Here is a 25,088-nt window from a genome sequence, read left to right as displayed (position 1 = left end):
TATTTTATTTAAAAACTTTTTTAGAATTAAGCTATTTTTACTTGGCACACTACTTGCTTATTTAAACAGAGAAAGGAGGAAATCAAATTACCGAAAGTTATCCGATTAGGCTGGGTTGTCCAATGGTGGCACTAAAACACTATTTCAAAAAAGAAAGGGGTTTTTGGTATGTCATTAAAAGGAAAAGTTGCATTAGTTACCGGGGGCGGAACTGGTATTGGTAAAGGAGTAGTGGAGGCTTTGGCGCGGGAAGGTGCGCAAATCGCTATTGCTGCAGTCGATTTCGTCGATTCTGGCGCCAATCAATATGGAACTAAAAATATTGGCGGTTATACCGCAGCCAAAAAATTGGCTGTTGAATTGCAAGCAAAAGGCATTGATGTTATCGCTATTGATGCCAATATTACAAAAGTAGCGGACATGGATAATGCAGTTAAAACTACGGTAGAGCGTTTTGGGAAACTGGATATTCTGGTGAATGTTGCTGGTCTCATAACATGCAAGAATGTGGTTGACTTAACAGAAGATGATTGGGATTCTGTCGTTGATACAAATGCAAAAGGTACTTTTGTTACCAATAAAGCAGTTCTCCCACAAATGAAAAAACAGGGTGGTGGAAGAATAATAAACTTTACATCGATAGCAGGAAAAACCGGCTACCCAGGTCTTGCTCATTATTGCGCCTCCAAGTTTGCGGTAATAGGTTTTACGAACGCATTAGCTAAAGAATTGGTAAAAGAAAGCATAACAGTTAATGCCGTTGCTCCAGGCATTGTTGCTACGGAAATGTGGGTTAATCTTCGTAAGGCATGGGCGCTACCCGGAGAAACCGAGGAAGAAAGCTATAAACGTTGTGTAAATAACATGATTCCTCAAGGAGTCGACCAAACCCCGGAAGATATGGCGAAAGCTGTACTATTCTTTATTTGTAACCCCTGTGTTACCGGACAAACTCTAAATGTTGACGGCGGTTGTTCATAGAATCAGAAAATCCCGGTTTTTTAACTGGGAGTTTTTTAGCCCGGACTTAATTGCTGCCTGGACTGCACTTATTCCAGCATGCCAACAGCCATAGCGCGGTTATTGTTGTAAAGATCTATGATATGAACATTCATATTGCCAATGCCTTTTTTATCCTGACTACGGCGTTGTTTCTATTGAGTGTATATCCGATCATTTTTTTTTCGGATTACAATGAGATAGAACTATATATTAGAGTAGGGGAAAAAACCGTAGAAGGCTCTTGGAACAGTAGGTGGTATCCACCATCTGTTCCAAGAGCCTTTTTGTTTAGCGGTTGGTGGCGAGATGGCTACTTGCTGCCTCCTAATGATGAAAAGTAGGGCTGGATACTAATACGACAAGATTCCTAATGGTAATGTCAAAAAATTCAGAAGGTAAAAGCATTGTTTTAAAGGAATTGATTATCCAAGATAAGAACACCGATCTATTGACTGGGTTTGTGTGTGACTTCATTGAGATAGACGATTAACAAGAGGAGGCAGCAATTACTATGAGGAGTCATATTACCACAAGGGGTTTAGAACGGGCAACACACCGCGCACTGTATTATTCTATGGGGCATTTGCCGGAAGACCTGGATAAACCATTAGTAGCTATTGTAAATACCCAGAACGAGACAATGCCAGGCCATATGCATCTGGATAGCATAGCCAAAGCTGTTAGGGAGGGTATTATTTCCGCAGGCGGTACACCGATAGAGTTTCCCACAATTGGTCTTTGTGATGGTATTGCCCAAGGGAACTATGGTATGCATTATCCACTGGCCAGCAGGGAGTTAATCTGTGATTCCGTAGAGTGTATGGTCAATGGTCATCAATATGATGCCATGGTGCTGATTACTAACTGTGATAAAATAACCCCAGGCCTGCTGATGTCAGCCGTTCGCCTTAACATTCCGGCAATCATGATTAGTGGCGGGCCAATGGCTACTGGCTGTGTTGATGGTCAGGAAATAGGTTATACAGACTTGATGGCGGCGCAAGGTGATGTTGCCAGAGGTATTATCACCCGTGAGGAGCTATCCAAAAGAGAAAGAGATGCGTTACCTGGTTGCGGGGCATGTAACCTGTTGGGAACAGCCAATACAATGAATTTTCTTACAGAAGCGCTAGGGATGTGTTTACCAGGCTCCACGTGTCTGGCTGGCACTGGCAGAAGACTGGCTTTAGCTAAACAAACGGGTATTAAGATTATGGAGCTTTATAATAAGTCGATTTTACCACGTCAGATCGTAACAAAAGCAGCAATCGAAAATACAATTACGGTAGATTTGGCCATTGGGGGCTCAACTAATACCATTTTACATTTAACCGCGCTGGCCAAAACTGCAGATATTGATTTTGATATTAACAGCTTTGCGGAACTTGCTAAGAGAGTTCCTCATCTGGTAAAAATAAAGCCTGCTAATAATGGCCATTATCCTGCTGATGTACATAATGCTGGCGGTATAACCGCGCTGATGGGGCAATTATGCCGGGACGGACTTTTGCACAAAGATGTTTTAACTGTTACAGGTAAAACAGTTGCTGAGAATGTGAGTGAAACAAAGGTAATTAACAGCAATGTAATCAGGCCCATGGATAATCCTTATTCAGCGCAAGGCGGGCTGCAACTACTGTATGGCAATCTGGCACCTGAAGGTTCGGTGTGCAAGAGTGCCGCTGTTGTACCGGAAATGCATCACCACAAAGGCCCGGCGAGGATTTTTAATCAGGAAGAGCCGGCTGTAGCTGCCATTTATGGAGGACAAATCAAGCCAGGTGATGTCGTAGTGGTACGCTATGAAGGGCCGAAAGGCGGCCCAGGTATGCGGGAAATGCTCACAGCTACTGCTGCGATTGTCGGAATGGGCTTATCTAAAGAAGTGGCTTTGGTAACTGATGGCCGTTTCTCAGGCGCTACTGCCGGAGCTGCTGTGGGCCATATCTCACCTGAAGCAGCAGAGGGGGGGCCGATTGCCTTAATTGAAGAGGGTGATATGATTGAAATTAATATCCCCGACGGCATAATTCAGCTACATGTACCGGAAGAGGAACTGGCTCGCCGTAAAGCGGCCTGGAAGCCTGTGGCCCAGGACCATGTAATTAAGGGCAGCTATCTTGACCGCTATGCAAAGATGGTATCATCCGCTATGGCTGGTGCTGTTTTTAAGTAGGTAGTTTAAAGATAAAACATCAAAAACAGGAGGGAATATAACTATGGCAAAAGTGAAAATTACGATTCCTGAGATTCTTGAATGCAAGAATAACGGTAAAAAGTTCAAAATGATCACTGTTTACGATTTTCCGATGGCAGGCATTGTCGACCGCTCGGCTGCTGAACTCATCCTGGTCGGTGATTCTCTGGGAATGGTCATTCAGGGCCATGATGGCACAATACCGGTAAATCTCGAAGACATATTGTATCATCTCAAGCTCGTCCGCCGGGGGGCTCCCAATACCTTTGTTGTCGGTGATATGCCGTTCTTATCCTATCAGGTTAACCGGGATGAAGCCATTCGTAATGCAGGTACCCTGCTCAAAGCCGGCGCGGACTGTGTAAAGATGGAGGGAGATATAAAAATCGCTGCTACTGTCAAGGCCGTGGTTGATGCCGGTATCCCTGTTATGGGTCATATTGGGTTAACACCGCAAACTGCCGCAATGATGGGTGGTTTTAAGGTCCAGGGCAAGAGCGCTGAAGCGGCTGAGAAGCTGCTAGAGGCTGCAATCGCTATTGATAATGCCGGTGTATTTGCTATGGTTTTAGAATGCATGCCTGCCGCATTATGCAAGCTGATCACAGAACGCGTTAAATGTGCTACAATTAGTGTTGGTGGCGGTAAAGACTGCACAGGCCACAACCTTAATGCTTATGATTTAGTGGGTATTTTTGATAAATTTGTACCGAAGTTTGTTAAGCAATACGCTCAGATGGGACCACAAATGGTAGAAGCTTTTGATACCTGGTGCAAAGAAATTGATGATGGTACCTTCCCGGAAGAAAAGCACTGCTTTACCATGAACGATGAGGATTTGAAACGTTTATACTAATTATCTAAAAAATGAGGTGCTGTAGAATGGCTAGAAAAACAATTAATGATTTTGCCCAGATGGTGAGCAAAGGGGAAAAAATAGTATACCTTACGGCCTATGACTATTTAACCGCAAAAATGCAGGAAAAAGCCGGCGTGGATATGATCCTGGTTGGCGACTCGCTGGGTATGGTGACGTTAGGCTATGATACTACTTTCCCAGTTACCATGGATGATATGGTGCGCCATTGCCAGGCAGTCCGGCGCGGTGCCCCCAATACCTTTATCGTAGGTGATATGCCTTATATGTCATATCAGACATCCAATGAGCAAGCAATCGCCAATGCCGGACGGCTTATTAAAGAGGCAGATGTAGATGCCATTAAGCTCGAAGGAGGTGGCCCGATGATCGCTGAGCGGGTCAAAGCTATCCAGCAAGCCGGCATACTGGTAATGGGACATATCGGGCTGACCCCGCAGTTCATGGGGCAAATCGGTGGCTATAAAGCGCAAGGTCGCAGTGCGGCGGCAGCTATGAAGATCGTTGATCAGGCCAAGGTTGTCGAGGAAGCGGGTGCCTTTAGTATTCTGGTAGAAGGTGTTCCCACGGCTGTAGGTAAAGCGATTACTGAAAGAGCCGGTATCCCAATCCTGGGAATTGGCGCAGGTTCTTATACCCATGGTCAGTTGCTCATATATGCCGATATGGTGGGCATGTATGATAATTTTACCCCGAAATTTGTTAAGAAGTACGCCAATGTGGGCGAGGTTTTGACAAATGCCTTTAAAGAATATGTGGATGAAGTCCGGGCAGCGCAGTTCCCGGTTGATGCCGAGCATACCTATGGTATGAAAGAAGAAGATGTGAAAGAGTTTCTGATTGCTTTGGATAAAAAATAAAAAACACGATGGAAAAGGCTGTGAGGATTTTATTGATCCTCCAGCCCTTTTTTATTAAGGAAATAAGTCTGTTCAATATTTTCATAATGCTGGTCAATAAATTCTGCAGGAATTGAGAGACAATTTAAAAAACTAATACATATGAATTTAATGAAGAGAGGTGCAAGTGCTGAACTCAGTTGCGAAATCTATCGTGATCATTAGTCGCAGCATGACAGCCGCAATTGAGTTTGCCGCGCGCGTAGCAGCAGGTGCTCGTAAGTAAGAGAGTGTTTAGAAAGGATGTTAGTTGTGCAGGTAACAGTAGCAGAATTGCCTTATGGGCAGGAAACGGTAAAAATAGCTATTCCCCAGAATAATCTGATAGGAGTGTTTTCACCTAAGGATGTAGCAGCTGTAGCTGATATCAGACAGGAAATCATTAGGGCTCTAAATAAACCAATTGGCACCAAGAAATTGCAAGAATTGGTTAAAGGTGCGAAAAAGGTAGTCATCGTGGCGGATGATAATACCCGTCTAACACCGACGCAGGAGATTATTCCGGTATTGCTTGATGAAATGAATGCAGCTGGTATTGCCGATGAGCAGATAACTATTATCATTGCGTTAGGGACACACCGTTTTATGACTGAGGAAGAAATAATTGCTAAATTCGGTGAGGCTGTAGTTAAGCGGGTAACTATTAAAAATCATGATTTTAAAAATCCGGAAGCCCTCATTGACCTTGGGCAGACACCAAACGGGACCAGTGTCTGGGTCAATCGCGAGGCTTATGAAGCCGACTTTAAAATTGGTATCGGCAGTATCGTACCCCATCATATTCCAGGCTTTGCCGGTGGCGCTAAAATTGTTCAGCCTGGTATCTCCGGGGAGCACACTACCGCCGAAACCCATTTACTGAGTGTACGGGCACCGCGCTCTTACTTGGGAATGGAAGATAATCCGGTCCGCCGGGAGCTAAATATGATTGCAGGCAAGATTGGGTTGCATACCATATTTAACACTGTTTTAAACCGGCATGGTCAGGTTGTTGGCGCTTTCTTTGGCGATGTTGAGGAAGCATTCAGTCAGGGAGTTGGCTTGTCAAGAGAGGTATATGCAGTTGAGATTCCGGAAGCGGCAGATATCGTAATCGCCGGCTCACATCCCTGTGATATTGAATTTTGGCAGGCGCATAAGACATTATATCCTTCCGACCTTGCTGTAAAGGCCGGCGGAACCATTATACTGGCTACTCCGTGCTATGAAGGTGTTGCCGTGACCCACGGCGATATGCTGGATATTACCGGCTGTACAGCTGCTTGTCTGAAGCAGATGGTAGCAGAAAAACAGGTAGCTGATGAAGTCGCAGCCGCGCTGGCTATTGCCTGGGCTCAAGTGAAAGAGCGTGAAGCGGTATTTATTGTTTCTGATGGTATTGTGTCTGCAGATGCCAAGCGGCTCGGATTTACCCCGTTTGCCACCGTGCAGAATGCCCTGGCTGCTGCCCTGGATAAACATGGAAAAGATGCAAGGGTAACCGTTCTTACACATGCGCCGGATATGCTGCCGATCATTAAATAGGGGCTTTGAGAATAAACAAGCTTTGGGAGAGGTGCTAAATGAGAGAATTTAATTTGAAATACGGTACAGAAGAACTGAATTTTTCTATTCCTGCAGAGCAATTGTTGCAGGAGATTATTGGTAAAGAATATCCGCCTGTGGCTGACATCCCCCAGGCTGTCCGGACTGCGCTGGCAACAGCGATTGATTCGCCGCCTCTGAGGGAAATTGTAAAACCGGGCGAAAAAGTAGTGATTGCTGTCAGTGATGTTACCCGTGCCTGGCAGCAAATGCCGCTGGTGCTGCCTGAGATTATTGCCACCCTCAACCAGGCCGGTGTTCCGGATGGCAATATTACTATCATTATTGCCGTAGGGGGCCATCGCCAGAACACCAGGGAAGAGTTTGTTCAGTTGTGTGGTCAGGACATCTGCCAGCGCATTAAAGTAATAAACCATGATGCCTGGGATGAGGACAATATGGTTTATCTGGGTAAAACCAGCCGGGGCACAGAGGTTGCTATCAATAAACTGGCGGCTGAAGCCGACCGGCTTATCCTGACCGGCGGCATTGTATATCATTATATGGCAGGCTATGGCGGCGGACGCAAGAGTGTTGTTCCCGGAATTAGTTCCATTAAAACGATCAGGCAAAATCACCTGTGGGGGCTTGGGGCTGAGGAGGGTTCCGGATCTAATCCTAATGCGGCATCCAGAAAGACAAAAGGCAACGAATTACATGAAGATATGATGGAGGTTGCAGGTTTTGTTCAGCCTGATTTTATCATCAATATGGTCCCTACGCCTGACGGCCAGTTCGGTGGAATTTTTGCAGGTAACTGGGTTTCTGCCTGGAAAGAGGGCTGTAAACTTGTCGATCAACTGTATGGTGTTGAGATTGATAATCTGGCCGATATTGTGATTGCTACCGCCGGTGGGTTCCCTAAAGACATTAATCTCTACCAGACTGGCAAAACCATGGATAATTCCTGCTATGCAGTTAAAAAAGGCGGTGCAGTAATCATCCTAAGTGAGTGTTCGGATATTTATGAACCCCAGGAATTCTCCCGCTGGTTCCAATTTGACGACAAACTGGCTATGGAAAAAGCGCTGCGTAAAGCTTTTGGAATACCTGGCTGGGTAGCGTTAAAAGAGGTAGAATGCAGTGATTACGCCACCTACATCCTGGTAACCCGGGCCGAAAACGCCGGGTTTCTGGCTAAAACAAGCATGATTCCTGCAACTACTATGGAAGAGGCACTGAGAATTGCCAAAGAAAAATGCGGTACAGATAAACCAACATATACCGTGATGCCACAAGGGGCTAACACCCTGCCGATTTTACGGTAAGAAGTGTTGTTTACTATGTGAAACCCAATATAAATTCTCTTTACGGCATGCTGGTTAGTATCGTTCAGATGGTTTTGACTCCGACGATACTAGCTGGCATGCCTGTGTTTTTACTTGAGTTTAGTAGCCTGTTAGACTTCTTATATGTGTGCAATAAATTGATGATGCTCATCAATAAAGTCTGGAGGCAATTGACCGATAATTGCCAAATATATAAAAAAAGAAAATTTTAAAAGTTGAGTCTATTTTTTAAATGGAACATGGTGAAAAAGAGGTCTTTGGGTACCGATTACCTTGGTAAGAGAGGCTGGCGAATAATAATAGGCTAAGTAGACCGGATTTTGCAGAATAGTTGAAGGATTTTAACTATACAGTGAATAAGTATAGGAGTATCTATCTGCAGAATATGTTTGCAGGCGGAGGCCAACAACCTCTCTGACTACAAATATTTAGCAGCGTTATATTTGGAATAAGGTATGAGGGATTACAATGACCACAAATATTATTAATAAAATAAGAAACGTGTTTCAATTAGATATTATTGGTGATCAATACTATGACTGGGGTGAGCAGCACTGGCTGCAATTAGACCCGGACAACCAGGAAACACAACCGATCGTGTCAGTTGCGACAGTATACCCTGGAGAAAAACAGCTGCCCCATGTACACTCAGGTTACATTGAAATTATAATTGGGCTTGAAGGCCTGACCACTCACTGGTGTAATAACCGGGAAATTAAGCTGGACAAGGGGAAGATCGGATACATCAGCGACGGGGGCAATCATCGACATATTAATGACTCTGCTACACCAGCCTCTTTTATAAGTATAGTATATTCAACGATCCCTAAGTCGCTGAAGGAATTATCCACTGGTGCGGATATTGAACTTACGGAAATGGCGAAGGTGATTAACCTTGACGCAATTGCTGAGAAATTTGCGCAAACGGTAAATATGACAGTTACACTCATTGACGTGTCGGGAAATTTCCTGACAGAAAAGAAAAGTCTACCGGAATTATGCTTACTTTGCATCCGGGAGAGGAGTGGCAATTGCGTTTTAAGTAGTGTGTCCCAGCGCGAGCCTTATTCGGAGAATAAAATATCCCGTTGTAAATTTGGGGTATCGGCAATCCAAAGCCCTGTTGTTGTAAATGGCAGGGTATTGGGGTATCTAGGCTGCGGCTATGGCCGAATGTCTACAATTATTCCCAAAGCAGAGTTAATGGCGTTAGATAAATTGACGGCATCAAAGGCGCAGGCGGCGTACATGAACCTTAATTTTATGACCCGGAATCAATTGATCTCTGTAGCTGAAACGTTGTCATTGGTTAGCGCCTCGCTTGTGCAGTTAATGGACAATTCACTAAAGGAAAAAGAGTTGAGCAGTTACCGGGTTAGTTTATCAGAGGAGCGGGAGATGCAGGCGCGGCTGCATAATTCCCTGAGTCAGGCGCGGCTTAAATTCTTAGAATCGCAAGTAAATCCTCATTTTCTATTTAATACACTCAATACAATCGCCCAGCAGGCCGAGATGGACGGTGCCTCCATCCTGGCATCATTGACTTATTCACTCTCTAATTTGCTGCGTTTAAGTCTGGGAAAAGCAGAGTCGTTAGTTACGCTGGAAGAAGAATTAAGCTATATCAAAGATTACCTGTTTATTCAGCAAACCAGATTCCCGGATAAATTTGATGTTGCGATTGAGGTTGATCCGGATATTCTGACTGTTAAGATTCCCTTTATGACAGTAATGGTTTTAATAGAGAATTCAATATTGCATGGCTTTAGAAATGTTCGCCAGCAAGGCCGGTTATCTGTTCGCGGGTATAAACAGGGGGCGGCAGGGGTTATTGAGGTACATGACAATGGCTGTGGTATACCAGATCCTATTGCAGCGGCAGTGCGGGAATTGCCTCATGCTGATTATGATCCACCCAGTCTAAAGGGGATTGGGATTAAGAATATTTTCTTGCGATTAAAACACTATTACGGAGACACGTTTGATTTAATACTGACCCAGAGGGAGGAAGGCGGGACTTTAGCCCGGATTACCTTGCCGCTTTAGCTTTGTTTCCGACTCTAATTGAGAGGGGGAGAACAAAATGTATAAGATGATTATTGCTGACGATGAGCCTGCAGTACGCCAATATCTCCGTTATATTGTCAAGCAGCATAACCTGCCTTTTTTCATTTGCGGGGAGGCGGAGGACGGTGAGCAGGCTGTCCACATGACCGATCTGTATAAGCCGGAATTTGTCATTTTGGATATTAACATGCCGTTTATAAACGGTCTTGATGCTGCCAAAATGATTAGGGAAAAGTATCGCGATACAGTTATTTACATCCTGACTGCCTATAGTCACTTTGATTATGCTCATCAGGCGGTTCAAGCCCAGGTAGCCAGTTATCTGCTAAAGCCAATAAAGCCGGCCGAATTGGCGGAAACACTAAAAAAAGGCATCGCTAACGTGCTGAGTCAGCGAATGGCAGCTCAACGCATCCAGCGTATGGAATGGCAAATTGCCAAAGACAGACCTGTTGTCACCAAACAGAGATTATTTGAGTTATTAAAAAGCGATAGCGATAACCCCAATGCACTAAGATTGCTGCAGGGTATCGCTAAAAAGGAAAAATTCTGTCCGGCAGCAGTTATCTCTGCTTCGTATTGGCCAACAGCAAAAATACCGGTGAGAGACGGGCTGGAAAAACGCCTGAAACGGGAAAGTGATGTCCGGTTTGGGGAGTGCGCAATTGTAACCTCTTTTAGCCAGGAAATTGTGATCATCTTTGATCATTGGGATTATAACTTACGCTGTGAGCTGCAATCTCAATTAGAAGAGTGGGAGCGAACGTATAACATTACGTTCTGTGCTGGTATAAGTCTGGTTGTTAGCCCGTCTCAAATTGGCCGGGACTACCGGAATGCCACAAAAAAGCGGGAAGTAGGGTTGTTTTGGCAGCAACAGGGGCTTTTAGTTGTTGACAATACAGTGGATGGACGTACAGAGATAGATTGTGAGGCCATTCAAAAACAATTACGGGATTGTTTGATGGAACGCCAGGCCGGTCAGGCTAAAGCAATCCTGCGGCAGTTTTTGGCTGAAGCTATGCACAAGGTGTGCCAGCCGGAATATATCTATGCTGCCATTATAAAAATTGCCAATAATCTTGTTACCAAATATGCCGAATATATTATTTCTGCAGAGGAAGCCAAGCAGACTCGGCAGAATTTTATCAGTCAACTAAATCAAACATCTTCAATCGGTGAACTAGAACAGTGTTTGTATGACCTAATTGATAAATTAGAAAGCAATACTTGCTCTTCTGAGCAGAACCAGGCTGAACAGTCCGTAAAATGGGCGATTGAGTATATAAATAATAATTATCATAAGGATCTTACACTGGAGCAATTTGCCGATAAACTGTTCATGAGTACAGGCTATTTCTGTCGGAGCTTCAAAAAGTATGCAGGGGAAGGGTATGCAGCCTATTTAACTAATGTTAGATTGAAAAAAGCCAAGGAGAGATTAATGAGCGGTAAGTATACGGTTGCAGAGGTTGCCCGCATGGTAGGATTTCGCGATGCCAGCTATTTCAGCAGTGTTTTTAAGAAACATTATAATCAATCACCCAGTAATCTGGCGGCAGCGGCAACACGGCAGAGTTCCTGACGCAACGTAATTTTACATGAGAAAATGGATGGAGGGTACCAGATGTTTAAAGGAATACTTTCGCCAGTTGTTACGATTCTTGATGAGAACGGAAAACTTGATTTTGCCGGTAATAAAATAGTCATTAACCGGTTAATTGAGCATGGTATTAACGGACTGCTTTTTCTTGGCAGTATTGGTGAGTTTTTTGCTCTTTCCAAAGCCGAAAAACAGCAATTTATTAGCTTTGTGGTAAAAACAGTGGATAAAAGGGTTCCTGTACTTATTGGTACAGGGGGAACAGTCCAGGATGAGGTAATTGAGCTTACCCGGTTTGCCGAGCAAGCAGGTGCAGATGCGGCGGTTGTTATTTCACCTTACTATTTTAAACTTGACCAGGAAACTATTTATCGTTATTACGCAGGTGTGGCCCAAAGCACAGCATTGCCGATTATGCTCTATAATTTCCCGGACCGGACTGCGGTTGACCTGGGGCCAGAGCTTGTTCTGCGTTTAGCCAGGGAGTTCAAACATATTGTCGCTATCAAAGATACTGTTGATAACATCAGCCATACCAGGAAACTAATCCAGGCAGTGAAGGCCGAGCGACCTGATTTCTCAGTACTTTCAGGGTTTGATGAATATCTGATACCTAATCTAATGGCAGGTGGCGATGGTATTCTTGGGGGCTTAACCAATGTCATTCCGCATGTTTTTTCAGACCTGATGCAAGCTTACGCCAAGAAGGATCTGGCAAGGGTCGAGGCAGCGCAAGACAAAATATCTATTCTGATGAATCTATATGATGTATCACAGCCCTTTGTAGCTGCCATTAAAGGTGCTGTTGCTCAGATGGGGGTGCCGATTACACCTGGGGTTAAAGCACCGGCGTCGGCTTTAACGAGCCGGCAGTTGCAGGAGATCCGGGAACTATTAATACAGGCAGATGTATTAGACAGTTTATAGATGAAGCGGTCACTTAGTGTTGCTCTGGTTAAAAGCCACAATGAAAAATACAAACAGCGTTTGATAATATCAAACAAAGAGGTGTTTCAATGACTGGACAAGCTGGTGAGGGCAGCGGGAGAAGTATTCAATCAGTATTTCGCTCACTTAAGATTTTGGAATATGTTGCAGGCCAGCGGAGCCCTGCTGGCCTGACTGAAATAAGTAAAGGGATTGGGATCCATAAAAGTACGGCCCACGGCCTGATTGCCACCATGGAAAAGTGTGGTTTTATGCAGCAGGATCCTAGCACCGGGAAATACTCCCTGGGAATTAAGGTTTTTGAGATGGGGCAAGCCTATATATCCAATCTTGATTTACGTGAGCTTGCATTACCCTATCTGAAAGAACTGTCACTTACCTATCAGGAAACCGCACATCTTGCAATACTTTCTGCAGAAGAGGTTGTATATATTGATAAGGTAGATGGCTCCCGTTCCATTGGGATAAGGTCTCAGGTTGGTGGCCGCAATCCTGCTCACTGCACCGGTGTTGGTAAAGTACTGCTGTCCGGTCTGGATGAACGACAAATCAAAAAAATGTATCTTGATAAAACCCTGCGCAAGTACACCCGGAACACAGTGTCAGATTTGTCAGGGCTGCTTAGACAAATTTGTCAGGTACGTAAGCAGGGGTATGCAATTGACCTTGAGGAGTTTGAACTGGACTTACGTTGTATCGCAGCGCCAATAAAGGATAGTACAGGGGCAGTACTCGCTGCGGTCAGTATTTCCGGACCGTCGAATCGATTACTGGATGCTAAAATGTCTGATACCGCAAGCCATGTAATAGAGACTGCAATGAAGATATCAATTCGGCTGGGTTATAAGCAGTAATGTAGAACCGGAAAAATGGGGAGGGGCAGGGTATATGGGAAATCGGAGCAGTAGCATTTTGGGCAAGCCGGAATGGAGCTTTAACCGGAGTGTATTTAAATCAGTTGGTTTTTCTGATGATGATCTACATAGACCGGTCATTGGAATTGCAAACTCATGGAATGAATTGGTGCCCGGTCATGCCAATCTGCGTCAGGTTGCCGAGCATGTGCGTAAGGGGATATACAGAGCCGGCGGTACTGTAGCTGAATTTGGCGTTATTGGCGCGTGTGACGGCACAGCCCAGGGGCATGCCGGGATGCATTACATTTTACCCTCGCGGGATCTAATCGCCAACGATATTGAGGTAATGGTTGAGGCGCACCGGTTGGATGGTATTGTCCTGCTTGGCTCTTGTGACAAGATTGTTCCTGGGATGCTGATGGCTGCCGCACGGCTTAGAATCCCAGCTATCTTCCTGCCAGGCGGGCCAATGCTGGGTGGCGTTAAATTTGACGGGCGCAAATCTGATTTAACGACAATGTCAGAAGCGCTGGGCATGCTCAAGAGCGAAAAAATTACTGAAACAGCTTATGAACAGTTGGAGGAGCTTTGTGGTCCAACCTGTGGCTCGTGCGCCTTTTACGGGACTGCCAATACCATGTGTTGTATGGCGGAAGCCCTGGGGTTGTCCCTGCCGGGAGCGGCGCTTGTGCCTGCGGTCTATGCCGACAGATTAAGGCTGGGAGAAGAGACCGGCAAAGCGATTGTCGCTTTGGTTACCAATGGGATAAGTGCCGACAACATTATAACCTATCAGTCACTGGAGAACGCTATCAGGGTTTTAATGGCTACCGGTGGTTCGACCAACGCTGTTTTACACCTCTCGGCGGTTGCCGCCGAGCTGGACATAACGGCCGAAACCATGATGAACGCTTATGATAAGCTCAGTCAGTCTACCCCCCAGATTGCCAAAGTAAATCCTGCGTCCCAGTATGACATGGAGGATTTTCACAGGGCCGGAGGAATTCCCCGGGTAATGCAGGAAATAGGTGCTCTACTTAATAAAGGGTGCATTACTGTGACCGGTAAGACGGTAGAACAGAACCTTGAGGGCTACAGGTTTAAGTATCCGCATGATGATAACGTCATAAGCACGCTGGCTCAGCCGTTTAGTCAACAAAAGGGGTTAGCTATCCTGCGGGGCAATCTTGCCCCTGATACGGCAGTAACCAAGCCTGCGGCAATTGCCCCTGAGATGCATGTGTTTACAGGAAATGCCAGGGTATTTGACTGTGAGGAAGCAGCCGAAGAGGCCATACTGAACGGACGTATCAAAGAAGGCGATGTTGTTGTTATCCGCTATGAAGGACCTAAAGGCGGACCGGGTATGCGCGAAATGTATAAGGCAATGAAATATCTCTACGGCATGGGCTTAGCGAAAAAAACAGCCTTAATTACTGACGGGCGTTTCTCGGGTACAAACAATGGCTGTTTTGTGGGACATATCTCACCCGAGGCGGCTGAGGGCGGACCCTTGGCCGTTGTCCGGGACGGTGACAGAATTACTATCGATATCCCCCGGGGATTATTGCAATTGCACCTTTCCGATCAGGAGATTAGTACAAGGCTGGAATCCTGGCAAAGACCACAGCCTAAATTTACCCGTGGCTATTTAGGCCTATACTCCAAGCTGGCAAGCTCTGCCGCCAAAGGCGCGGTAATAACGTTGTAATGGGGGCAGATAAAATCGCATTGATTGCTCCCAACAAAGACTTTACGTTACGGGCTTTGGAGTTATTTAGTGAATGGGGTGAGAAAATCCATGTGGCGATGGCCTCTAAAGACGATGTTATTGGCATTGCCCAGCAACTTGATGCGCGGGGGGCAGATGCTCTTATATGCTATGCACCCTTTGCTGAGACGATAAAGACAACAGTTTGTATCCCAACCGTTTCTCTCCGGCCAAGCTTGCCGGATATTTTGCAGAGTCTGCAAGCGGTACAGGCGTGGTTAACAGAAAACAGGAATGACTTCGCCAGCGCTGACCTAACCGTAGGGTTAAGCGGAGATTCCATTATCAATGATGCAGTTATGATTGCCGGTATTCTGGGGATTAGGATTAGGGTTTTATCTCAAAGCGGAAATGAAGATTTATCCAGGGTAGCAGCAGTGCTTAAAGAATATCCCGATATTGCGGATAATGAAGATAGGCACCCGGAATTTATCAATAGTAACATTCCCTGTTTTCCGGTTACAATCGGCAGGGAAGCCTTGCTGAATTCTGTGCGGTATGCCCAGGAACTGCTTTTTGCAGGTCGCGGAAACCGCGTAGAATTGGAGCAGTTTAAAGCTATTATGGAGTTTACCGGTGAAGGTATAGTGGCTGTTGACTGTCAAAAGCGGATCACGTACATTAACCATACGGCTGAAAAGCTATTCAAAAAAAGTAAAGAGCAGGTTATAGGTTATCTTGCCACTAACGTTTTTTCAGATATTAATCTTGATGATACCCTGCGATATGGTCAGCTAAGAAATACATCCTTCACTGATGAGGCGGAACAGACTTTTACATGCCGGATTGTTCCAATGATCATCGCCGGGCAGACAATTGGGGCGGTTCTAACAATAGCAGAGTCCCCTTTTAACTATAAAGAAAAGAATAAAGCAGGCAGAGATGCTGGTGAGCGGGGATATAAGGCGGCCTATCACTTTGATGATTTTATTACGGTTAATCCCGCCATGCAAGCAGCCTTGGAAGCCGCGAAAAGTTACGCTGGTGTGGATTCAACAATTTTGATTAACGGTGATACCGGGACTGGCAAGGAGATTATTGCCCAAAGCATCCATAATTACAGTCAGCGCTGCCAGGGCCCCTTTATTGCTGTTAATTGTGCGGCCTTGCCGGAGAGCTTGTTGGAAAGCGAGCTTTTTGGTTACGAATACGGTGCCTTTACCGGTGCACGGAAAAATGGCAAAAAAGGTTTTTTTGAACAAGCCGATCAAGGCACTATTTTTCTCGATGAGATTGGTGATATATCATTAGGCATGCAGGCCAGGCTATTAAGGGTTATTCAGCAGCGTGAGATTATGCGGATCGGCGGGGATAGGGTAATCGCTGTTGATGTAGGTATTATAGCAGCGACTCATAGAAATTTGCCTGAACTCATAGAAAAAGGATTGTTTCGCAGAGACCTTTATCACCGGTTAAGTATTTTGCAATTAAAATTACTACCCTTGTCTGCCAGACAAGAAGATATACCCTGTTTAGTTGAAGCTATCAGTAAGAAGCTTTCGGAGAAATTGGGTAAGCTGCCGCTGAAGTTCAGTATGGCAGCTATGGGAGTTTTGTCCTGCTACCACTGGCCAGGCAATGTGCGGGAGTTAGAGGGGATCGTTGAACGGCTGCGTATTCTGAAGAAAGATCATATTGTGACTGCGGACGAAGTGCGGCAGGTTCTGGATGTTAGCTGTGACCCACGGGAACGGGACAAGGGGATTATTCTGGTGCCTAAAGGGACTATGGAAGAGATTGAAAGGGCCATAATAATGCAGGTTTTACGGGAAACAGGCAATCACGATCAAACAGCGAAAGTTTTAGGAATTAGTACAACAACTATTTGGAGAAAACTAAAATCATTTCAAAATGAAAAACCAGCTTGCAATTTGAATATTTGGAATAAAACTAATTGAATGTGCGGAATATGCCAGGCATAATACTTTATCTATTATGCCTGGCTTTCATTTTGCAATTATACTAGTTGTATGTATAATTGAAAATAGTGAGGCTATTTAGAAAATAAGCTTGCATTAACTGGGGTTGCAAGAATAATTAGATTTAATGCGAGAAGTTGGCATGGAAAATGCAATATATAACTACAGAAAAGAGGATGGATACGTTCATGGAACGGTTGGCGATTATTGCAGATAACCTGGTTGGGGCAAATGATGCAGGGGTACAATTCCGTAAGTTTGGTTTTAGTACTCAGGTAGTGTTGAATCACCTGAACTTAGTCAATCACTGTAAAGGGGTAGATGTGGTTTCAATCAGTACTAATTCACGTATGGTTTCGTCTGAGGCTGCGTACAAGTGCGTTTATGAAGTCGGGACTATGCTGCTCAACCTGGGATTTCAACGTTTTTACAAAAAAATTGATTCAACACTACGGGGAAATATTGCCGAAGAAGTAAGAGCTATGATGGAATCCCTGTCGCTTCCCCTGGCAATTATTGCCCCATCCTATCCCGCTCATGGCCGGATTGTGGAAAATGGCTATTTACAGCTTGTCAAGGAGTGGGGCGACAGCAATGTACCGGTTCCCATCTGCTACATACCTTCTATTATAAAAACCATTCCCAGTATCCCTGTAGCTGTGATTGGTCTAATTGATGTCCGGCAGGGTGAACAAAAACTTGTTCAGAAGATTTCCGAATTGCACGCAGCCGGTATTAAGTTAATCACGGTAGACGCTGTGACTGATCCGGATTTGCGTACTATTGCGGTTGCTATGAGCAGATTGCCTGTCCCTTGCCTTGCTGTAGGATCGGCAGGGCTGGCAGGCACCCTGCCAATTTCCTGGAAGGCAGTAGATAAGGAGCACCTGGGTCTAAGGGAAGGGACGATGGTCGTTGCCGGAACATTGAACCAGGTTACAGCAGAGCAAATTACCGGGGTATTGGATTATCCCAATACAGAGCTGATTGACATTCGCTCTGACGTCATTTATGACGGCAGAGTGGAAGACGAGCTTGCAAGAGTGATGGCAGGCATAGCCTCAGCGCTGGTTGACGGGAGGATTCCTGTGGTTGTGATGGATACACTGCTGAAGAATCGTAATGATATTGATGCCATCAGCCTCTCAGTACAGGTTCAGAAGTATGGCCCCAGCGTAACCCTGCTATTAGGGCAGATTGCTAAGGAAACTGCAGAGCAGTATGGTTTGCGCAATCTCGTTATCGCTGGCGGCGGGACAGCAACAAGTATTTGTCACACGTTAGAGATATCGATCATTGACCTTGACCGGGAGATGCTGCCAGGTGTGCCAGTGGGAAAAGCTGTTGGCGGCCGGTGCAATGGATTACATTTAGTTACTAAAGCCGGTGGCTTTGGCAAGAAAAATTCACTGCGAAAAGTGTTAGAACTGCTATAAGCGGCAGGGCGATAATTCTTAAGACTTTAGGGGGTTACGAAATGAGTTGTGGTTGCAGTCGCAGTCAACATTTGCGGAAGGTTAATTACCAGGGAGATGGCTTAAGGGCCGGTATGCAGTGGGATGATTCCGACCTTGGGAAAATGCAGATCCTGATTGATACCGTTCATGGCGATAGTCATCCAGGCAGCAGCCACTTAGGCGGGCTTGCTGATGAGGCCAAAATTGGTGTGTATGAATCACAGGGCAAACCTGCAGTCTATGCAGTTACTGATATCTGTGATGGTATTGCCATGGCCCATGACGGGATGAATTACTCATTGGCAAGCCGGGAGATTATGTCCTTTATGTTTGAGATTCATGCTCTGGCATCACCGTATGACGGCAGTGTTTTTATGGCGTCCTGTGATAAATCGGTGCCTGCGCAATTAATGACCATGCTCCGGCTGGATATGCCGACTTTGCATGTATGCGGCGGTTCGATGCTCAGCGGCCCGGATTACATGTCCTCAGAGATTCTTTATGGGGCAGGGGATAAATACGCCAAAGGTGAGCTTAGTGAACAGGAGTTGATGTATTACTCCAGAAATTGTTGTCCCAGTGCAGGCGCCTGTCAGTTTATTGGCACGGCAAGTACAATGCAATGTATGTCAGAAGCGCTGGGGCTGGCTTTACCGGGAAACGCCCTGGCTGCGGCCTATACAACACACCTGACCCGGTTTGCCCGTAGAGCCGGACGTCAAATTACCCGGAATGTAAAAGACTCCCTGATTCCCCGTCAGTTTATCAGCAAAAAGAACTTCGTCAATGCCCTGATGGTGCATTCTGCTCTAGGCGGGTCAACCAACGCACTGCTGCACCTGCCGGCGATCGCCCGTGAAGTTGGTATTGCCATTGGACAGCAGGAGTTTGACGCAATTAACCGTGAAGTGCCTGTGCTTGTCAGCCTGAAAACAGGCGGACAGTGGCCCACTGATTTATTCTGGTATGCCGGCGGGGTACCGGCCATCATGCGTGAATTAAAAGATCTGCTGCACCTTGACGCGATGACTGTTACCGGCAAAACTGTCGGGGAAAACCTTGAGCAGCTGGAGGCAACAGGCTGGTTTAGCGAAGTAAACAGCTATTTATCTAACTATAAATTGGCAGCAGGCGATATTGTTAAAACCCGTAAAAATCCGGTGAAACCCCAGGGTAACATCAAGGTTCTAAAAGGCAACCTGGCGCCGGAGGGGGCTGTCATTAAGCTATCCGGTGTTGATGAGGCAATTCACAATTTTGTCGGAACGGCACGTGTGTTTGACTCGGAAGAAGAAGCTGTTGCCGATTTGCTGAATGGGAAAATTGGTCCCCAAACTGCTATCTTTATTCGTTTTGAAGGTCCTAAAGGCTCGGGAATGCCGGAGATGTTAAGAACAACAGAAGCCCTGTGGAATATGCCGGAGTTGTCAAGCAGTGTGGCGCTGTTTACTGACGGTCGCTTTTCCGGCGCAACCCGGGGGCCGGCAGTAGGTCACATTGCTCCGGAAGGGGTGGAAGGCGGCCCGATTGCCTATCTTGAAGATGGCGATATCATAAAAATGGATGTTGCCAACCGTACACTTGACATTGTCGGCCTGAACGGCAAGCCTGCTACGCCTAAAGAGGTGGAAGACACCCTGGCAGAACGTAAAAAGACCAAAATATTTCCGGTAAAAGAAACAACACCTTTACTTAAATTGTATAAAAAACTGGCTCGTACCTGTACCGAGGGAGCTGGCTTAGACATTTAGGCAGTAATTATAATTTACATAGAATTAAAGAAGGCGGTGTTTGTTGTGGCGAAAAAGACGATTAACGATTTCAGTCAAATGGTGGAACAAGGAGAGAAGATTGTATATCTGACAGCCTACGACTATCTTACTGCAAAAATGCAGGAAAAAGCCGGGGTGGACATGATTCTGGTGGGAGACTCCCTGGGGATGGTCAGCCTGGGTTATGATACCACCTTTCCGGTAACCATGGATGACATGGTTCGCCATTGCCAGGCTGTGCGGCGTGGTGCTCCCAATACCTTTATTGTTGGCGATATGCCCTATATGTCCTATCAAAAGTCTGACGAAGACGCTGTAGCCAATGCCGGACGGCTGGTGAAAGAGGCCTTAGTTGATTGCATTAAGCTGGAAGGTGGCGGCGAAATGATTGCCAGCCGGGTTAAAGCAATCCAGCAGGCCGGCATCTTAGTCATGGGCCATATTGGCTTAACCCCGCAGTTTATGGGGCAGATTGGCGGGTACAAAGCCCAGGGACGCAGTGCAGCGGCTGCTATGAAAATCGTAGACCAAGCCAAAGTTATTGAAGCGGCCGGTGCTTTTAGTATTCTTGTTGAAGGTGTGCCAACTGCAGTGGGGAAAGCTATCACCGAGCGGGCAGGCATTCCTATTCTGGGGATAGGCGCCGGATCATACACGCATGGACAGCTTTTAATTTACGCTGATATGGTTGGCATGTATGATAACTTTACACCGAAGTTTGTCAAGAAATATGCCAATGTTGGCGAAGTGCTGACAAACGCCTTCAAAGAATATACCGAGGAAGTAAGGCAGGGGCAATTTCCCATTGATGCCGAGCATACCTACAAGATGAGCGACGAAGAAGAAAAAGAGTTTTTGGCAGCACTGGAAAAATAGGCTGATTTCAGGGCAAGGCCGGCAGTTATACAGTATGGCCTTGCCCTATAAGTAACAGGATATGCACTGTTTGTAATCAGACCTTGTAATGCAATATGTGCAATATATTTATGACGCAGGTAAATATATTCCGGAGGTAATGAGGCAAGATTTGCGAAATATCTAAATATATAAACTAATCCCTCAAGTACCCTTCCTGATATAAAAGTTTCGAGAAAATCTAAATAAGGAGGCAGATAATTAAATTCAGTGTAGGCTTAAAAAACAGAATACTAAAAATCTTCCGAAATGATTTTGAGGGAACTAACCGGGAGGTGTTTGCCAACAAATGTTGGTAGCTAAGTATGTGGTAGGCGGATAGTCAAGGTGAAAAAGTTGTAGCAATTTTATATGGAGGTGTGTTGATTGGCAAATATAAATTTTACTGAAGAACGCGAGAATCAGCTTATGAGCAAAATACGGTGGCGTCTTGTGCCGTATGTTATGCTGTTGTACATTGTGGCTATGCTGGACCGGGTTAATATCGGTTTTGCCGCTTTGCAAATGAACAAAGACCTGGGGATTAGTGCAAGCACATTTGGCATGCTGGCAGGAATTTTCTTTATTACTTATTTCTTTTTCGAGGTTCCCAGTAATGTTATTATGCACAAAGTCGGTGCCCGGAAATGGATTGCCAGGATTCTTGTCAGTTGGGGACTGGTGACTGTTTTCCTGGCTTATGCCCAAAATGTTACTCATGTTGCTATCCTGCGGGCATTGCTTGGCGCCGCTGAAGCCGGTTTTTATCCCTGTATTGTCCTATATTTTACGTTTTGGTTCCCGACAAAACATTTTGCGAAAACCATGTCGTTGTTTATGTGCGGGATGGCGTTGGCGAATATCATCGTTGGCCCAATATCATCCTGGATTATGGAGAATGTTACTTGGATGGGTATGACCGGCTGGCGCTGGATGTTCATCCTGGAAGGATTGCCTGCAATCATCCTGGGCATTGTCACACTGTTTGTCATGGTGGACAGACCCGATCAGGCCAAGTTTCTCACTGCTGAAGAAAAACAATGGCTTCTCGCAGAACTGGAGCGCGAGCATGTGGCCAAGCAATTAAAGGTTAAAGTCGCTAATAAGTGGGAAGTATTCAAAAATGGCCGCGTGTGGCACCTGGCCTTCTGTTATCTTTGCTATGTTCTTGCTCTCTATGGTCTGGGCATGTGGATGCCGCAGATATTGAAAAATCTGGCCAAGGCTATGAGCCTGTCAAATATTGGTCTGATATCCACGATTCCTTACATAGTTGCTATTGCCGCTATGGTTTATGTTGCCAAACGTTCTGATGCGGCCCAAGAACGCCGGTATCACACTGCCTTGCCTATCGGGTTAGCCTTTTTCAGCTTGATTGGTCTAACCATGACTGATAATCTGATAGTCTCAATGGTGCTGCTCTGCGTAAGCCAGGCTGCTATCTACTCGTTTGTTGGCACATACTGGACATTGCCGAATATGTATCTGTCGGAAGCTACTGCTGCTGTCGGCATTGCGATCATTAACTCGTTCGGTAATTTAGGTGGTTTTTTCGGGCCTTATATGGTCGGATTTCTCAAAGATGCGACAGGTTCGACCAACGCCGGTATGTATTTCTTAGCTTCTTTCGCTCTCCTTGGCACTATTTCAGTACTGGCAATCCCGAAAAAGGAAGCTGCTGCTGAATCGTTAAAAACCGGAATAAGCGCATAACAAAGTAAAAGGCTGTGGGAAACTCTCATAGCCTTTTATATTCTATTGGGAGGGGATAGAACATGGACCTAAACTTAACAGGGAAAGTGGCGGTTATTACAGGCGGTACAGCAGGAATCGGCGAAGCCTGTGTACTGGCATTTCTTCAAGAAGGCTGCAAAGTGGCAGTATGTGGCCGCAGCCAGGAAAAACTTGAGCGGCTTCAGTCTAATCTAAAGGCTCAGGGCTACGGGATTCTTATTTATAAGGCTAATGTGGCTAAACAGCAGGAAATTCAGGGGTTCGCCCAAAAGGTTCATGAACACTATGGCAAGATTGATATCTGGATCAATAATGCCGGCATTTACCATAAGGCTAAACTGATTGAGATGTCTGAGGACGAGTGGGATACCGTAATAGATAGTAACCTGAAATCAATATTTCTTGGTGCGCAAGTGGCTGCCCGGCATATGCGTACAGGCGGTGGCGGCGTCATTCTAAACGCTTCTTCTTATGCTGCCGTTATTCCTTCGTCGGGCGGCGGGGCTTATGGAGCCTCCAAGGCAGCAGTTTCTAATCTGACCCGAACGCTGGCGGCCGAACTGGCCCCCTATAATATTCGTGTCAACGGGTATATTCCCGGCGTCATTGACACGCAGATGAATGAGCAACGAATTGCTGAGCAGGGGGCGGAAACCAGGGCTCAGATTGCGTTGAACCGGGTGGGGGCTGCGAAAGAGGTTGCTGCAGCTATTGTCTTTCTGGCATCAGAGGCGGCGAGTTATGTTACTGGCACCGATTTGGAAATAAGCGGCGGAAAATTTGCTGTTCAAACCCCCGGCGATACCTGGAAATAAAGCTATATACCCAAATTTATTGCATGAAAGGAGACATGTATGTTTGGTAGGTTGCTGGATACACCCTTTCCTAAAATGGTAACAGTGCGGCAAAAGTTTGCTGCCTTGCAGGTAAGTGATGTCCAGGCAGAAGTTGCCTGTCAGGTAGCCAGGGCAGATATTAGCCAATTAGTAAAGCCCGGCGCCCGGCTAGCCATTCTGGCCGGCAGCCGGGGGATAGCCGGAATTGATAAAATTATGAGTGCCCTAGTGCAGGCGCTGAAACAATTAGGTGCAATCCCGTTCATTGTTCCTGCTATGGGCAGTCATGGCGGCGCAACCGCTGAGGGACAAATCGAAGTGCTGCGTAGTCTGGGGATAACGGAAGCCAACGTGGGTGCCCCCATTGTTTCCTCAATGGAAACAGTGGCCGTTGGTCTATCCTCTGCCGGATCAACGATCTATTTTGACCGCAACGCCTTTACTGCCGACGGAATTATTCCGGTTGGCAGGGTAAAGCCGCATACTGCTTTCCGTTTTGAGCATGAGAGCGGTTTAGTGAAGATGATGACCATTGGCGCTGGCAAACAACAGGGGGCAGATTCGCTGCATTCCCAGTTCGCCATCGATAAATTTGGGCCGTTGCTGCTAGAATCCTTCCAGGTCATAGTCAGGAAGACGCCGGTTTTGTTTGGGTTGGCCATTGTTGAAAACGCCTACGAACAGTCGGCTATTATTGAAGCAGTGTCTGCCTCTCAGATCATTGAACGGGATAAGGCATTGCTGGTTAAGGCGCGTGAATTGATGCCCAGCATCTTGTTTGACCGATTTGATGTTTTAGTGATTGACCAAATTGGCAAGAATATCAGCGGAGATGGTGCTGATCCCAATATTACCGGACGGTACGCAACTGCTATGCAGGGGGGATCTGTTTATCAGCGTCTGGCAATATTGGATCTAACTCCGGAAACACATGGCAATGCCCTGGGGGTAGGTATGGCCGACGTTACCACACGCCGGTTGGTGTCAAAGATTGATTATGCAAAAGGCTATATGAATGCGCTTACGTCAAAAACCGTACTTGGTTTTGTGAAAGTTCCTATGACGGTGGAATCTGATCAGGAGGCAATTGCTGTTGCGCTTAGAACCTGCACTTGTGTAACACCAGGTACCGAAAAGGTCGTCCGGATTAAAACGACACTAGAGTTAGGCCAGATTGAAATTTCCGAGTCGCTGTTACCTGAGGCGCTGAGTCATTCGGCTATTGAGGTAGTCGGAAAGCTTCATCCCATGCAATTTGATACTGCCGGCAATTTAAGTACATTAAGCCATTGATAGCCGGAAGTGCGGGAGGTAGCATCGATAGGACTAATGCGGGAAATTACAGAGAATGTATGAAAGTAATAATCGTTTTAAAATAGAAC

Annotated in this window: 18 protein-coding genes; all 18 read left to right on the top strand. The window is 45.9% G+C overall.

Annotated elements, in window-relative coordinates:
• Positions 1 to 168: 168 nt before the first annotated feature.
• Entirely contained in the window at positions 169 to 981 is an 813-nt protein-coding gene (locus VN379_RS06795; RefSeq protein WP_325532142.1) for an SDR family NAD(P)-dependent oxidoreductase, read from the top strand.
• A 532-nt stretch (positions 982 to 1,513) separates the two neighbouring features.
• Entirely contained in the window at positions 1,514 to 3,178 is a 1,665-nt protein-coding gene (gene ilvD / locus VN379_RS06790; RefSeq protein ID WP_325532140.1) for a dihydroxy-acid dehydratase, read from the top strand.
• A 43-nt stretch (positions 3,179 to 3,221) separates the two neighbouring features.
• On the top strand, positions 3,222 to 4,055 hold the full coding sequence (panB, locus tag VN379_RS06785) for a 3-methyl-2-oxobutanoate hydroxymethyltransferase (RefSeq protein ID WP_325532138.1): 834 nt from the start codon (positions 3,222 to 3,224) through the stop codon (positions 4,053 to 4,055).
• A gap of 26 nt (positions 4,056 to 4,081) precedes the next feature.
• Positions 4,082 to 4,936, top strand: a complete 855-nt coding sequence (gene panB / locus VN379_RS06780; protein WP_325532136.1) for a 3-methyl-2-oxobutanoate hydroxymethyltransferase — start codon at positions 4,082 to 4,084, stop codon at positions 4,934 to 4,936.
• Between the two features lie 291 nt (positions 4,937 to 5,227).
• On the top strand, positions 5,228 to 6,499 hold the full coding sequence (gene larA, locus VN379_RS06775; protein WP_414714966.1) for a nickel-dependent lactate racemase: 1,272 nt from the start codon (positions 5,228 to 5,230) through the stop codon (positions 6,497 to 6,499).
• Between the two features lie 38 nt (positions 6,500 to 6,537).
• Positions 6,538 to 7,827, top strand: a complete 1,290-nt coding sequence (larA, locus tag VN379_RS06770; RefSeq protein WP_325532132.1) for a nickel-dependent lactate racemase — start codon at positions 6,538 to 6,540, stop codon at positions 7,825 to 7,827.
• Between the two features lie 489 nt (positions 7,828 to 8,316).
• Positions 8,317 to 9,894, top strand: a complete 1,578-nt coding sequence (locus VN379_RS06765) for a histidine kinase (RefSeq protein WP_325532128.1) — start codon at positions 8,317 to 8,319, stop codon at positions 9,892 to 9,894.
• A gap of 37 nt (positions 9,895 to 9,931) precedes the next feature.
• Complete coding sequence (locus VN379_RS06760; protein WP_325532126.1) at positions 9,932 to 11,500, top strand: response regulator transcription factor; 1,569 nt, start codon at positions 9,932 to 9,934, stop codon at positions 11,498 to 11,500.
• 42 nt (positions 11,501 to 11,542) lie between these two features.
• Entirely contained in the window at positions 11,543 to 12,445 is a 903-nt protein-coding gene (dapA, locus tag VN379_RS06755; protein ID WP_325532124.1) for a 4-hydroxy-tetrahydrodipicolinate synthase, read from the top strand.
• A gap of 89 nt (positions 12,446 to 12,534) precedes the next feature.
• A complete protein-coding gene (locus tag VN379_RS06750) occupies positions 12,535 to 13,320 on the top strand; it encodes an IclR family transcriptional regulator (RefSeq protein ID WP_325532122.1) in 786 nt (261 codons plus the stop codon).
• A gap of 34 nt (positions 13,321 to 13,354) precedes the next feature.
• Positions 13,355 to 15,034, top strand: a complete 1,680-nt coding sequence (gene ilvD / locus VN379_RS06745) for a dihydroxy-acid dehydratase (RefSeq protein WP_325532120.1) — start codon at positions 13,355 to 13,357, stop codon at positions 15,032 to 15,034.
• A complete protein-coding gene (locus tag VN379_RS06740) occupies positions 15,034 to 16,992 on the top strand; it encodes a sigma 54-interacting transcriptional regulator (RefSeq protein WP_325532118.1) in 1,959 nt (652 codons plus the stop codon). The genes ilvD (VN379_RS06745) and VN379_RS06740 overlap by 1 nt, the downstream gene beginning before the upstream one ends.
• A 209-nt stretch (positions 16,993 to 17,201) precedes the next feature.
• On the top strand, positions 17,202 to 18,449 hold the full coding sequence (locus VN379_RS06735) for a four-carbon acid sugar kinase family protein (RefSeq protein ID WP_325532116.1): 1,248 nt from the start codon (positions 17,202 to 17,204) through the stop codon (positions 18,447 to 18,449).
• A gap of 41 nt (positions 18,450 to 18,490) precedes the next feature.
• Positions 18,491 to 20,221: a dihydroxy-acid dehydratase gene (ilvD, locus tag VN379_RS06730; RefSeq protein ID WP_325532114.1), complete on the top strand. Its 1,731-nt coding sequence runs from the start codon at positions 18,491 to 18,493 to the stop codon at positions 20,219 to 20,221.
• Between the two features lie 45 nt (positions 20,222 to 20,266).
• The gene (gene panB / locus VN379_RS06725) at positions 20,267 to 21,118 is read left to right on the top strand and encodes a 3-methyl-2-oxobutanoate hydroxymethyltransferase (RefSeq protein ID WP_325532112.1); all 852 of its coding nucleotides are present in this window, start codon (positions 20,267 to 20,269) and stop codon (positions 21,116 to 21,118) included.
• A 405-nt stretch (positions 21,119 to 21,523) separates the two neighbouring features.
• The gene (locus tag VN379_RS06720) at positions 21,524 to 22,849 is read left to right on the top strand and encodes an MFS transporter (RefSeq protein ID WP_325532110.1); all 1,326 of its coding nucleotides are present in this window, start codon (positions 21,524 to 21,526) and stop codon (positions 22,847 to 22,849) included.
• 62 nt (positions 22,850 to 22,911) lie between these two features.
• Entirely contained in the window at positions 22,912 to 23,685 is a 774-nt protein-coding gene (locus tag VN379_RS06715) for an SDR family oxidoreductase (protein WP_325532108.1), read from the top strand.
• A gap of 39 nt (positions 23,686 to 23,724) precedes the next feature.
• Positions 23,725 to 24,999 carry a lactate racemase domain-containing protein gene (locus VN379_RS06710; protein WP_325532106.1) on the top strand — a complete coding sequence of 425 codons (1,275 nt, stop codon included), beginning with the start codon at positions 23,725 to 23,727 and terminating at the stop codon, positions 24,997 to 24,999.
• Positions 25,000 to 25,088 lie beyond the last annotated feature (89 nt).

This window comes from Sporomusa sp. (genome assembly GCF_035561255.1).
Classification (GTDB): Bacteria; Bacillota; Negativicutes; order Sporomusales; family Sporomusaceae; genus Sporomusa.
This window is presented reverse-complemented; position numbering and strand designations above follow the sequence as displayed.